We start from the raw sequence: 12,702 nt of genomic DNA, 5'->3' as shown, positions 1-12,702 counted from the left end.
ACAGCGCCTTACTGAAACGCCGTCTCGAAGAAGCTTCTGAGCTTTCTCGAATGCAGTTTCTCGGTTGGCATGTCGCCGAGCTTTTCAAGTGCCCGGATGCCGATCTGCAGATGCTGGCTGACCTGCGTCTTGTAAAACGCCGTCGCCATGCCCGGCAGCTTCAATTCACCATGCAGCGGCTTGTCGGAGACGCAGAGCAGCGTGCCGTAGGGCACGCGGAAGCGGAAGCCGTTGGCAGCGATGGTGGCCGATTCCATGTCGAGCGCGATGGCGCGCGACTGCGACAGGCGCTTGACCGGGCCGCGCTGGTCGCGCAGTTCCCAGTTGCGGTTGTCGATCGTGGCAACGGTGCCGGTGCGCATGATGCGCTTGAGTTCGAAGCCCTCATAGCCGGTGATTTCTTCGACCGCGTCTTCGAGCGCCAGCTGCACTTCGGCCAGCGCCGGGATCGGTACCCAGACGGGCAGGTCGTCATCAAGCACGTGGTCTTCGCGGACATAGGCGTGGGCAAGCACATAGTCGCCGAGCCGCTGGCTGTTGCGAAGCCCGGCGCAGTGGCCGAGCATCAGCCAGGCATGCGGACGAAGCACGGCCACATGGTCGGTGATCGTCTTGGCGTTGGAGGGGCCGACGCCGATATTGATCACGGTGATCCCGGCATGGCCCTTTTTCTTCAGGTGATAGGCCGGCATCTGCGGCAGGCGGCCGAGCGAGACGCCCTCCGTCGGCGCCGATTGTCCAGCCGGTGTGATGATGTTGCCGGGTTCGACGAAGGCGGTGTAGTCGCTGCCGCCTTCGGCCATCAGCTGGCGGGCATAGGCGCAGAACTCGTCGACATAGAACTGGTAGTTGGTGAAGAGGACGAAGTTCTGGAAATGGTTGGCGCTGGTCGCGGTGTAATGCGACAGCCGCGCCAGCGAATAGTCGATGCGCTGGGCGGTAAACGGGGCCAGCGGATGCGGCTCGCCCGGCTTCGGTTCATATTCGCCATTGGCGATCTCGTCGTCGGTCACGGTGAGGTCGGGCGTATCGAAGATGTCGCGCAGCTGCATGTCGGCCAGGCCGCCGGCTGAGGCCTCGACATGGGCGCCTTCGCCGAAGGCAAAATGCAGCGGGATCGGCGTCGTCGATTCCGACACCGTGATCGGCACCTGGTGATTGCGCATCAGAAGGGCCAGCTGCTCTTTGAGATAATGGCGGAACAGTTTCGGCCGGGTGATGGTCGTGGTGTAGATGCCCGGTGAGGTGACATGGCCATAGGAGAGGCGGCTGTCGACATGGCCGAAGCTCGTCGTCTCCATGCTGACCTGCGGATAGAAGGCCCGGTAGCGCCCCTCGATCGGTCCGCCATTGGCAAGCGCCGAAAACGCCTCGTTGAGGAAGCCGGTATTGCGCTCGTAGAGTGCGGTCAGCGCATCCACGGCTTCGACTGCGTCGGTAAAGACCCGTGGTTCAAACGGTTCTGGACTGATGGAATTCAGCGGCACGGGGGAAGAGATTCGTGTGTTCATGCCGCATTATAGGAGAGGAACATTGACAAGCAAACGACGTCGCATGTCCGGCATCAAGATTTCTGCGCAAGGCCCCTTACAGGCCTCGCGATGCAAGGTCGGATCAGAAGGTCGGCCGGCAGGCATTGAGGCCGACAGGCGCGCAGCTTGCGACGAGGCCGCTTGAGGCGTGCCGTGTCGATGGCTGATTGTTGACGACCAGGTGGCTGAAGACCATCGCGAAGACCGCCATGGTCAGGGTCATGATCGTCAGGCGCCGCGCCACAGTTGCCATCGTCTTATCCTCCGCGTTTGTGTCTGGACCCTTTATGACGGATGCGGCCTGAATGCGGCCTGAGAGGCGAATTCATCTGGCGTTCAGCCGCTCGGGCAACATCAGGGGCTTTGCAGAAGCGCCTTCCTCAGGCGATAAGGGCTGCGGCGGGCACCGTCCTGCTCGATCGCACTTCGGAGAGATGCGCGAAGGCGGGGCACCGTCCCCACCGCGCGGATCTTCCGCAACATGGTGGCAACCATGCACAAGACAGACGACAAACCCCTCCGCTTCGGCCGCGTGGCCGCGATGCTGCCCGTCCATAACATGGCGCGGGCGACAGACTTCTACATCGGCGTGCTCCGCTTCCAGAATGTCTTCCAGAACGGTGATCCGGTCGGCTTCATGATCCTCGAGCGGGAAGGGGCCGAAATCCACCTGACCCTGCAGCCGGGACACAAGGCGGCCGATTTCAACATTGCCCATATGATGGTTGAGAATGTCGATGCCCTGCATGACATCATCCAGCAGCAGGGACTGCGGGTGATCAAGCGCCTGCAGAACAAGGACTACGGCCTGCGCGCCTTTGTCTTTGAAGATCCCGACGGCAACCGCATCGATGTCGGCGAGCCGATCTGAAAACGGCGTTGCGCAAATGAGAAAGGCGGCCGGATCGCTCCGGCCGCCTGTCATAAAGAAGGTATGGGTCTCAGCTTAAAGCCGCGTCCAGGTCTGGCTCTTGCAGAGAACGGCGAGCACGCAGCCCTTCATCTTCAGGGAATTGCCCGATACCGTGCCCGAGCCCGAATAGGTCTTGTCGTTGTCCGGATCGGTGATCTCGCCCGAATAGCTGTCGCCCGAGCCGGCCATCTTGCCGATCTGCTTGCCATTGTGCTTGCCGCTTCTCAGCGTGACACAGAAGCTGCCGCCGCAAGGCGCGATTTCGGCCGTAGCGCCGCTCGCGGTCTTCCACTTGCCTTCGATCGGCTCTGCCGCCTGTGCCGAGATGGCCGAAAGCGCAAGCGCTGCCGCGATGATGAGTGTCCGCATGTCTGATCTCTCCTCCCAGGAATGATGGATGTGCCGGCAATCGCTCCCATGGTCCTCCTGGAGAGGCGGTCACCGGTTAAGAAATATCTTACGCACACGTAAAGGTAAAATGCAATCCGCCTGTTTTGCGACGCGGTGGACAAGCCGAAAACGCATCATTTGCGGGCTTCCCGTAATTTGCCTTCGAAGATCGTGGTGAAGAAACGGTTGATTTTCAAAGATGAAAGCATCGTAAATTTCCGCCCGAATTCCTTAAATACCAAGGGCTGTAGTGCTTAACAAAAAACCAAGTTTACGAAGCATTTGTACTTTGTTTTCAGCAAATTAAGGATGCATTTTAAGCGGTTTTTGAAGGCCGTGCGGCATAGTGGGCTCATCAAACGAGCAGGGACAAACCCGCCGCCCCCGACTGAGACGAGAATGACCGGACAACGAGCCGGCGCCGGATCAGACGGGACCCGAAAGGGAAAACAGGGACATAAGTAACCACTAGGCAAACAGGGACAAAACCAATGGCACGCTTTGAAATGCACACTTCCGAAAATGCCACGATGGGTGGCGAAACCCGAGCCGACGTCTACCGCGACATGGGCCTGATGTATGCGACCGGCCGCGGTTGCCCTGTGGACCTGGTCTCGGCGCACAAGTGGCTGAACATCGCCGCGATCAAGGGCTGCGACCGCGCCGCCGAGCTGCGCGCAGATCTCTCCCAGACCATGAGCAAGCTCCAGCTCGCCGAGGCGCTCCGTGCCGCCCGCGAATGGATGACCATGCACTGAGCCTTATCCGCCGCGGTCTGCGGCGGGCGATATCACAAGAAGAACCCGAAAGGGGAATGTGGCGGGGGACCTTTGGACGGGGCCAGTGCCAACACTTTGAAAAACCGCGACCGGCAGGGACAAGGCCGGCGCGGTTTTTTCTATTGCGGCCGGGGGCTTAGCCGAGCACCTTCAGCACTTGCGGCAGCGCCTGCTCGAACAGATGGAGATCGGCAGGAAGCCCTGCCGAAACACGTATGCAGCGATTGAGCGGCGCGACCCCCGGCATGCGGATGAAGACACCATGTTGCATCAGCCCGTCGACGATGGCGCGTGCGTAAACGCCGTCGCGCCCCGTATCGATTGCAACAAAGTTGGTGGCGGAGGGCAGCGGATTGAGCCCATTGGCCCTGGCAATCCCGGCAATCCGCTCGCGTGCGGCCTTGATCCGCGCGATCACGTCCCTGAGATAGGCCTGGTCGGAAAGTGCCGCGAGTGCTGCTTCCGTCGACAGCCGCGGCATGCCGAAGTGGTTGCGGATCTTGTCGAAGGCGGAAGCGGTGCCGGGCGTGCCAATGCCGTAACCGACGCGAGCTCCGGCGAGACCATAGGCTTTTGAGAAGGTGCGCGTGCGGATGACATTCGGCAGGTCGATGAGCGCGTCTGCCGTCGGGATCGATCCCTCCGGTGCCGTCTCGCTATAGGCCTCGTCGAGGATCAGTAGCGTGGTCGAGGGCAGCGCATGGGCGAAGGCAACGATGCTGTCCGCATCCCACCAGCTCCCCATCGGATTGTCAGGATTGGCGAAATAGACGAGCGGTGCATCTTCGTGCTTCACCAGATCGAGCAGCGCATCGAGATCTTCCCGGTCGTCACGGTAAGGCGCTGTGACCTGCCTTCCGCCAAAGCCGTTCACATGGAAGTTGAAGGTCGGATAGGCCCCGAGCGAGGTGACAACGGGCATGCCGGGTTCGATGACGAGGCGCACGATCAGGCCGAGAAGATCGTCGATCCCTTCGCCGATGACGAAGTTCTCGGGTTTGATCCCGAGATGCGCGGCAAGCGCCGTCTTCAGCGCATGGTTTTCAGGGTCGTTGTATTTCCAGATCTCGCCGGCCTTTTCGGCAATGGCCTTCAAAACCGAGGGTGCCGGCCCAAAGCCGCTTTCATTGGCCCCGATGCGCGCCTGAACAATGGTGCCGCGCTGGCGTTCGATCGCTTCTGGCCCGACAAAGGGCACGGTGGCGGGAAGTGAGATGGCAAGCGGCGTAAAACGGGAAAAGGCGGTCATGCGCGATCGGGCATCCAGATTGGGAGACGGAGTGCCCACAATAAGAAGTGCTTTCAACCGCGCAAGACCGGAAGGGGTCTTAACAGCCGGTTGCCGACGCCAGCCCCGGGTAATCAGCGGCCGAGACGGGCGCCGTTACCGTTTTGGAAAGGTTTGAGCGGCTGCTTGAGTTCGTCACCGAGCATGAAGTCGGCGCGCACGATCCGGTGCAGCATGTGTTCGGAGATGGGCGCAATGAACTTGACGCCGACACGGCTGCCATTGCGATAGACCTCTGCGCATCCGATGCGGTCGGCAAGGCCGATGATCTGCAGGTAATAGTGGGAGGAAAGCCCGATGGCCGTGGTCAGTTCGATCGCAGCACCGCCGCGCGAGATGTCCAGAACTTGGCAGCTGCGAATGGTGATGCCGCTGAGGCCGGGGCTGACCGACATGACACGGGCTGGGCGCTGAACGTAGAAGCGTTCCCACTTGCGCTCGTACATTTCCGAGCTGACGCCGGCCAGATGTGTTGCATTCTCCATCGCCATTTCAAACGCTCCTCATCGTATCACCGCCTCACTCTGTCCCCAATTATTTTCAGTAGGTTCAACAAGTTCGCTCAAATTTTAACAAGCTCTAAAATTTCAATGTCACGAATTGTGCTCCCGGATTGCCGGGGACAAGCAAAGATCGGCCGGATCGAATTGCGATCCGGCCGATGAGAACGGGGGAGGAGAGTTGAAAGGTGTCAGTGGCTGAGTTCGAAGGACAGGCGCACGACGTGATGCAGGAATTCCGCGTCGATCAGCATGTTGAAGCCGACCGTCAGCTTCTCGGCCTCGCGACGGATGACGGTGCATCCGATCTCGTCGTGAATGCCGAGGATCTCAAGGAAGAAATTGCTGGGCACGGCCACATGCGGAGAGACCTCGAGATCGGCGCCATAAAGCGAAATGTTGCGGATCAGGCAGCGCAGGCTGCTCTTGGTGGTCAGGTGATGGCCGACGAAAATGATCTTGCCCGGGCGATCGACCTGGAAACGCTCGAAAGCCTGGTCACGAGGGACGTCCGTTCTGGCGTCTGGAATATGCAGCAAGGGCATTTCACCCTCCCTCGACCGATTGTCATGGTCCCAAATTAAACCAACTTCGTCGACATAGTCTGAACGCGGTCGATAAAATACGCAGAACAGGCGTGTTTGCGCTTTTTGAGCGCGTTCGAATGCAAATTTGCCGCGCCTTGCAGCGTCTGTGCCGACCTTGACCGGCCGCAGCGACGAAGCTAGGCCTTGAAATATAGGCGGCCGCGCTTCGGATGAAGCTGCGGATCATGAAAATGGCAAGAGGCGTGGACAGTGGCAGGCAGGCTGGTAATTGTCGGAGCAGGGCAGGCGGGCTTCGCGCTTGCTGCCAAGTTGAGGGCGCTGAAAGACGAGCGTCCGATCACGATCATCGGCTCCGAGCCGTGTTTGCCGTATCAGCGCCCCCCGCTGTCGAAAAAATACCTGCTCGGTGAGATGACGTTCGACCGGTTGCTGTTCAGGCCGGAGAGCTGGTTTGCGGACAACAATGTGGAGATCCGCCTGTCGACACCGGTAGAGGCCATCGACCGCGAGCAGAAGATCGTGCGCCTCTTCGATGGCAGTGCTGTTGCTTACCACCAGCTGGCGCTTGCCACCGGTGCGACGCCGCGTCGGTTGCCGACGGCAATCGGCGGGGATCTCGGCGGCGTCTTCACCGTGCGCGACAAAGCCGATGCCGATGCCCTGGCCGATGAGATGAAGGCGGGCCGCCGGCTTTTGATTATCGGGGGCGGCTACATCGGGCTCGAGGCGGCGGCGGTTGCGCGCAAGCTCGGCCTTGAGGTGACGCTGATCGAGATGGCCGAGCGGATCCTTGCCCGCGTCGCGGCTCCGGCGACGGCCGGGGCCATGCGCGCGATCCACGAGGCGGAAGGCGTGGTGATCCGGGAAAACACCGGGCTTGTCAGGCTGATCGGGCTGGACGGCCGCGTCAAAGGTGCTGAGCTGTCGGATGGCACGGTTCTGGATGTCGACATGGTCATCGCCGGCATCGGGGTGTTGCCCAACGACCAGCTGGCCTCGGCAGCAGGCCTGGAGACGATGAACGGCATCATCGTTGACGCGCATGGCCGCACCTCGGATGCGGACGTCTTTGCCATGGGCGACTGCGCAGTCCAGGATTGGAACGGCGAGCGGGTGCGGCTCGAATCCGTGCAGAATGCCGTCGACCAGGCCGAAGCCGTGGCGGCGGTGCTCGCGGGCGGCAACGAACCCTATCGGCCCAAACCCTGGTTCTGGTCCGACCAGTATGAGGTCAAGCTGCAGATCGCCGGTTTCAACCTCGGTTATGATGAGACCTTGACGCGGTCCGGAGCCCGCGAGGGCAGCCTGTCTGTCTGGTATTTCCGTCAGGGAAACCTGATCGCCGTCGATGCGATCAACGACGCCAAGGCCTATGTCACGGGCAAGAAGCTTCTGGAGACGGGGCGGCAACCCGAGCGCGCCGTGCTTTTGGATCCGGCCGCCGATCTCAAGCAGTTGCTCGGTTGAGCCGTTGGGGGCGACCGCCTGCGCGTCCCCCCGTCATTTCCGAACCTTGACGTAAAAAACGAGGCCCGGCGCAAGCCGGGCCTTCAAGGATCGATCCGATTTCAATGCTGGGTCAAAATAGTCGATGTTTTTCAAAGTGATTTGATCGGTCTTGAGATGACTCTCGAGAGAGGTCGTTTCAGCATGCGGCCCGTTCGAGAACGGGAACGCACATATCGAGATCATGCGACGCCAGATGAGCGTAGCGCATGGTCATGGTCAGGGTCTGGTGACCGAGCCACATCTGGACGCGGCGGATATCAATGCCGCCCTGGACGAGGCGCGATGCGCAGGTATGGCGCAGCACGTGCGGCACGACATCCTTGTCGTCGGCAAAGCCGACCGCATCCTTGGCAATGTGCCAGGCGATGCGGAACTTTTGCTGGTCGATCTCGGCAAAGGGGCCGGCATGACGCCGATCCGATGCCGCGATGGCAGCCACCGCTCTTTGGGTGAGCGGAACCGAACGCGAGCGGCCGGACTTCGTCACCCAAAAGGTCACGCGGTCCTTGTGCATGTCACCCCAGCGCAAGTTGAGACCTTCGCTCAAGCGGGCACCGGTATCGACGAGGAAGAGACAGAAACGGTAATAAAGTTCGGAATGCGCCCGGATTTCCGAGAACAGCAGGTCCTCTTCATCCCGGTCGAGAAAACGGATTCGTCCCGCTTTCTCCTTCTGTCGCTTGAATTCAGGCAGACTGTGAACGTCTCCCATTTTATACGCCTTTCGCAGCAGTTTGCTTAAGGCCGCCATCTTTCGATTGATGGTGGCGTTGCTGTTACCGCGTTTGCGCAATTTGCCAATCACTTGGTCGAGCATCTCGTCGGAAAATGTCGAGAAACCCGGAATATCGAGGAGATCATGAAGTTCTCCGATGAAATTTGTTACGTTATATTTGTGGCTGCCATTCATCCATAACAGGTCGCCATATTTGGCGAAGAGTTCGCGGAGCGTCGTCTCGCGCACCTCGTGCAGGATCGATCCCTGCCTGTATTGATAATGAACCGAATAATCGGGCACGCCTGTAAAGACGTCAAAACCCTGCACGGCCGGCATTTCCACCTGCATATATCCCCCAAATTTCCCTTTGGCGAGCACGCGAACGAGCTCACCGCCCGTCCCCACGGGCGTACATATCGTTATATCTTATAAAAAGTATAGTGCAAAACAGCACAAACTTTCCGAAGTGGCTCGCCTCGAGCCTCGTCATGCTTTCGATCGCATCTCCTTTTTCAACAGTCCCGACGGAGCCGGGGAGGGGGAATTCTCTTGAATTTCAGCGCTCAAATTGCCTGATCGCTGATTGCGGAAAAGGGTCCGGCTTGAAAAAGCCGGACCCCAAACCTTTTCGCTAATCCGTTGTGGATTAGAACGAACGGGTCAGACGAACGAAGCCGTCCCAGTTGCTGTCGACGTTGTCGAGATCGCGGTAACGAACGTCAGCCGATGCCTTCAGGCCTTCAGCCAGAGCGTATTCGACGAGCAGGTCTGCACCCCAAGCGTCGTTGTCGCTGAAGCCGTAGTTGCCCCAGTAAACAGCCTGCGGAGTGATGGAGAGCTTTTCGGTCGCCTTGAAGGTGTAAGCGGCGCCAACAGTCCATTCAGACGTGAAGTTGTAGCCAACCGACTGACCAGAAGCCCATGCGCCAGCAAGAGCGAAGGTGCCCGGACCTACGTCAGCCGAGAGAACGCCAGCGATAGCGCCTTCTTCAGAGCCGAAGTCGTAAACGCCGTTGATGACGACGGTTGCCATGCCGAGCGAAGCGGAGGCAACAGCTTCGAGACCAACTTCGTTGCCGGCGAACTCGTCAGAGAGATCGTCGATGCCGAGGCCGACCGTGAAGGCGTCTGCGGTGTAGGTGTAGGAAGCGGTGTTGAAGCGGGTGTTACCGAAGAAGTCGTCGGTTTCGCCAGCCAGACCCCAGTCGTCAGCCCAGGTCAGAGCGCGACCAACCTTGAAGCCACCAACGGTGATGTAAGCCTGCTCGAGCGAGATGCCGACGTTCGAAGTCGATGCGCCCTGGCTGTCAGCCTGGATGCGGACGTAAGAACCGATCGTGCCGAGTTCCGAGTCGTTCTTGGCTTCGAAAGCCAGACGTGCACGAACAGCGCTGTCCCAATCGTCAGCCGTAGCGGAGCCGAACGGAGCATTGCCTTCGTTTGCCGAGACGGTCACGCGAACTTCGCCGCCGATCTTGAGGCAGGTTTCGGTGCCGGGGATGTAGAAGTAGCCGGTGCCGAAGGCGTCGCAAACGCGAACGTATTCCATGGGCTCGGGCTCGGCAGCAACGATGGCGTCGGCAGCCTGAGCGCCGGAAACTACTGCGAGAGCAGCAGCGGAGCCGAGAAGAAGGCTCTTGATGTTCATTATTGACCTCCAGTCAAGTTTCGTATGGGTCTGGGTAATTTGGCTGAAGGACAGCATTCCCTGCCCCATCCCCGTCGGTTTCAGAAGACGGACGATCCACCGCCTCGCTTCCGAGGTTGAAAATACAAAACGTGGTCCGTCATGCAATCACCAATCCAGAGAAAGGGGTGAAAGCCGATACCCTTACCCCGGGCCTGTTGCTGAAAGGCCACAAAACCACCCCCGGAGCGCCGCAATCTTTACCTTCCGTTAAGAAAGCCCTTTAGAAACCGCTGGTTATCCGGGCTCCGACCAGGACGCGCTCGCGCCTTTTTCGTTCGCCAGTCTCGTTTTGATACAGGAATAGGTGGCTTTTGTGGCCTGACGGTGCGTTTGGCGGCGGGCGCCCTGCATCGCATTATAGTGTCACGCTGCAGCTCAGGGAGGCAATCCGCAGCCCCGCTGACGCCATGATGGTGGAATCGGTGGGAGAATCGGCCGCTCGATTCGGAATCGCTGCAGAATCGGCATGCCTGGTAGGGACGGTGGGGCAGCTGCGGATTGGGTGCTTAAAATGTGCAGGGCGGAGAAAAGGCCTTGCATTCATTGAATCAAGCAAATAATCAGGCGGCACCGGAGAGGTGGCCGAGTGGTCGAAGGCGCTCCCCTGCTAAGGGAGTATACGTCAAAAGCGTATCGTGGGTTCGAATCCCATCCTCTCCGCCATCACCGCAGATGCGGCTCCCCCCTTATTTTCTGAATCCACTCCACCCATTGGCTGGTCTCCAGGCCGGTTCTGCGCGTGGGTTTGCGCGCCCAAAATCAGGCCGGCAGGAATGACTAGACATCGCATCTGTCACGAGAACGCCGGGACGTTGGCTGGATGAAATCTCCTAAGTCTTTGTAAAGGCGGGTATATGTTCCCTCCGGGTGCCCCCTCCGGTCTATAATTGACTGGAGGTCAATAATGAACATCAAGAGCCTTCTTCTCGGCTCCGCTGCTGCTCTCGCAGTAGTTTCCGGCGCTCAGGCTGCCGACGCCATCGTTGCTGCCGAGCCCGAGCCCATGGAATACGTTCGCGTTTGCGACGCCTTCGGCACCGGCTACTTCTACATCCCCGGCACCGAAACCTGCCTCAAGATCGGCGGCGAAGTTCGTTTTGCTTACGATTGGTCCAAGTCTGACGGCACCGATTTCGACGGCAACTTCGAAACCCGCGCTCGTCTGGTTTTCGAAGCCATGAACGACTCGGAAATCGGCACGATCGGTTCCTACATCCGCATCCAGGCCAATTCGGACGACTCTGACGTCGTTCTCGACAAGGCTTACCTGACGGTTGGCGGCTTCAAGGCTGGTTACACCACCACCTTCGCTGACGACATCGGCATCGCTGGCGAAAACGACGCCTTCATCGACGCTGCAAAGTTCGACATGGTGTCCTACACCTACTCGACCGACGCCTTCACGATCGGCCTCGGCGTTGACGAACTGTCCAACACCGGCTTCGACGACCTCGGCGTAGAAGCCATGGCTTCCGCTTCGCTCGGCGCTGCAACCGTTGCTCTGTACGGTGGCTACGACTTCGACGCCGAAGAAGGCTTCGTAGTTGCTCAGCTGTCTGCTGACATCGGCCCGGGCTCGCTTGGCGTTTACGGCGGTTGGGCTTCGGATCCGTCGACCTACGTCACCACCTACGAGTGGACCGTTGGTGCGGCCTACACCCTCAAGGCAACCGAGAAGCTCTCGATCACCCCGTCGGTTAACTACTTCTCCGAATTCGGTGGCGACGACTACTTCGGCGCTGGCGTCCTGGCTTCGTACCAGATCGCTTCGGGTCTCTCGACGGAAGTTACCGTCGACTACAAGGACACCGCCACCAACGACTGGACCGGCTTCGTTCGCCTCATCCGTTCGTTCTAATTCGATCTTTCGATCGGATAAGGGAAAGCCCGGTTTCGCGCCGGGCTTTTTCCGTTTGTCGGGTTGTCGGAGACGGATGTCCAGCTGCCGCTGGCCGCGTCAGCTCTCCAGGAAGCGTCGAATCGCCGCCGGCAGCGTGCCGAGATGCAGCAGCGGCGCATGTCCCTGGCCCTTCGCCTCCACAGCCACGAGACCGACATGCCGTCGGGCCATGTCGTCCACCGTCTCTTTCGACAAGAGCCGCGAATGCTCCCCCCGCACCACCATGACCGGCTTCTCCGCCAGCAGATCGAACTGTGGCCACAGGTCCGGCAGAGACTGGCTGAAATCGGCCGAGCGGAACTGGTCGGCAATGGCGGGGTCGTAATCGGCTGAAATGTGCCCGTCTGTCTGGCGGTAAAGCGCTTGCGCCATGTCCGTCCAGTCGCGGTCATCGAGTGCCGGGAAGTCTTGTCCGTGGATGTCGCGCAGGATCGCCGCCGCCTCGTCAAAATCGCGCGGTGTCGCCCGCCCTCCGAGATAGGCCTGGATCTGCTGCAAGCCTTCCAGCTCCAGCACCGGTCCGACGTCGTTCAGCACCACACGCTCGATCCGCCCCGCATGCGTTATCGCCAGCACATGCAGGATGAGCCCGCCGCGCGATGTGCCGATGAATGCTGCCCGGTCGATCTCCAACCGGTCCAGCACCGCAATGACATCCGCAGCCTCGACGGGGATCGTGTAGCGGGAGGGATCGGGGTCGTGGTCGGACAGCCCGCGTCCGCGCGAGGACAGGGAAATGACCCGGCGCGCGCCGGGCCCCTCGGAAAGCAACAGCGCGAGCGCCTCGAAATCCAGCAAATTGCGGGTCAGTCCCGGCAGGCAGACGACCGGTATGCCGCCATTGTCCGCGCCATATTCCCGCGCATGCAGCGCCAATCCATCCGCATTGGTAATGAAATGGTCGATCCTCGCCACGATATCCTCCCGTCCCGGTT

At 60.1% G+C, this 12,702-nt stretch carries 13 protein-coding genes and 1 tRNA gene; 5 read left to right on the top strand and 9 right to left on the bottom strand.

Translation table 11 applies throughout. The annotated features are described in order from the left end of the window. Window positions 1-8: 8 nt before the first annotated feature. Window positions 9-1,511, bottom strand: coding sequence for an AMP nucleosidase (locus tag DFO46_RS11110; RefSeq protein ID WP_120277311.1), 1,503 nt, complete (start codon window positions 1,509-1,511; stop codon window positions 9-11). A gap of 103 nt (window positions 1,512-1,614) precedes the next feature. Continuing rightward, window positions 1,615-1,785, bottom strand: coding sequence for a hypothetical protein (locus DFO46_RS23895; protein ID WP_165826110.1), 171 nt, complete (start codon window positions 1,783-1,785; stop codon window positions 1,615-1,617). A 240-nt stretch (window positions 1,786-2,025) separates the two neighbouring features. On the opposite strand from DFO46_RS23895, the gene DFO46_RS11105 reads away from it, so the two are divergent. Beyond that, entirely contained in the window at window positions 2,026-2,403 is a 378-nt protein-coding gene (locus tag DFO46_RS11105) for a VOC family protein (RefSeq protein ID WP_120278217.1), read from the top strand. A gap of 75 nt (window positions 2,404-2,478) precedes the next feature. Here DFO46_RS11105 and DFO46_RS11100 read toward each other — a convergent pair whose 3' ends face one another. Next, window positions 2,479-2,814 (bottom strand): DUF2147 domain-containing protein, encoded by a 336-nt coding sequence (locus DFO46_RS11100; RefSeq protein ID WP_110789274.1) that lies wholly within the window; start codon window positions 2,812-2,814, stop codon window positions 2,479-2,481. Window positions 2,815-3,326: 512 nt separating this feature from the next. Here DFO46_RS11100 and DFO46_RS11095 point away from each other — a divergent pair. After that, entirely contained in the window at window positions 3,327-3,593 is a 267-nt protein-coding gene (locus tag DFO46_RS11095) for a sel1 repeat family protein (RefSeq protein ID WP_120277310.1), read from the top strand. A 157-nt stretch (window positions 3,594-3,750) separates the two neighbouring features. Here the strand turns inward: DFO46_RS11095 and DFO46_RS11090 are convergent, their stop codons facing one another. The 3 genes from DFO46_RS11090 to DFO46_RS11080 all read right to left on the bottom strand — a co-directional run bounded on the left by DFO46_RS11090 (window position 3,751) and on the right by DFO46_RS11080 (window position 5,947). Beyond that, window positions 3,751-4,863, bottom strand: a complete 1,113-nt coding sequence (locus DFO46_RS11090) for a pyridoxal phosphate-dependent aminotransferase (protein WP_120277309.1) — start codon at window positions 4,861-4,863, stop codon at window positions 3,751-3,753. Between the two features lie 113 nt (window positions 4,864-4,976). Next, window positions 4,977-5,393 carry a PilZ domain-containing protein gene (locus DFO46_RS11085; RefSeq protein ID WP_110789271.1) on the bottom strand — a complete coding sequence of 139 codons (417 nt, stop codon included), beginning with the start codon at window positions 5,391-5,393 and terminating at the stop codon, window positions 4,977-4,979. Between the two features lie 200 nt (window positions 5,394-5,593). After that, window positions 5,594-5,947, bottom strand: a complete 354-nt coding sequence (locus tag DFO46_RS11080) for a PilZ domain-containing protein (RefSeq protein WP_110789270.1) — start codon at window positions 5,945-5,947, stop codon at window positions 5,594-5,596. A gap of 252 nt (window positions 5,948-6,199) precedes the next feature. Between DFO46_RS11080 and DFO46_RS11075 the strand changes: the two genes are divergently transcribed. Then, window positions 6,200-7,417, top strand: coding sequence for an FAD-dependent oxidoreductase (locus DFO46_RS11075; RefSeq protein ID WP_120277308.1), 1,218 nt, complete (start codon window positions 6,200-6,202; stop codon window positions 7,415-7,417). A 178-nt stretch (window positions 7,418-7,595) separates the two neighbouring features. Here DFO46_RS11075 and DFO46_RS11070 read toward each other — a convergent pair whose 3' ends face one another. Both DFO46_RS11070 and DFO46_RS11065 read right to left on the bottom strand, forming a co-directional pair. Further along, complete coding sequence (locus DFO46_RS11070) at window positions 7,596-8,525, bottom strand: site-specific integrase (RefSeq protein WP_110789269.1); 930 nt, start codon at window positions 8,523-8,525, stop codon at window positions 7,596-7,598. 298 nt (window positions 8,526-8,823) lie between these two features. Continuing rightward, window positions 8,824-9,825 carry a porin gene (locus tag DFO46_RS11065; RefSeq protein ID WP_120277307.1) on the bottom strand — a complete coding sequence of 334 codons (1,002 nt, stop codon included), beginning with the start codon at window positions 9,823-9,825 and terminating at the stop codon, window positions 8,824-8,826. Between the two features lie 614 nt (window positions 9,826-10,439). Here DFO46_RS11065 and DFO46_RS11060 point away from each other — a divergent pair. Both DFO46_RS11060 and DFO46_RS11055 read left to right on the top strand, forming a co-directional pair. Next, window positions 10,440-10,530 (top strand) — tRNA-Ser (locus DFO46_RS11060). A 241-nt stretch (window positions 10,531-10,771) separates the two neighbouring features. Continuing rightward, window positions 10,772-11,725: a porin gene (locus tag DFO46_RS11055; protein ID WP_110789267.1), complete on the top strand. Its 954-nt coding sequence runs from the start codon at window positions 10,772-10,774 to the stop codon at window positions 11,723-11,725. Window positions 11,726-11,824: 99 nt separating this feature from the next. Here DFO46_RS11055 and DFO46_RS11050 read toward each other — a convergent pair whose 3' ends face one another. Then, complete coding sequence (locus DFO46_RS11050; protein ID WP_120277306.1) at window positions 11,825-12,685, bottom strand: alpha/beta hydrolase; 861 nt, start codon at window positions 12,683-12,685, stop codon at window positions 11,825-11,827. Between the last annotated feature and the right edge of the window lie 17 nt (window positions 12,686-12,702).

The organism is Rhizobium sp. AG855, assembly GCF_003610655.1.
GTDB lineage: Bacteria > Pseudomonadota > Alphaproteobacteria > Rhizobiales > Rhizobiaceae > Allorhizobium > Allorhizobium wuzhouense.
This window is presented reverse-complemented; position numbering and strand designations above follow the sequence as displayed.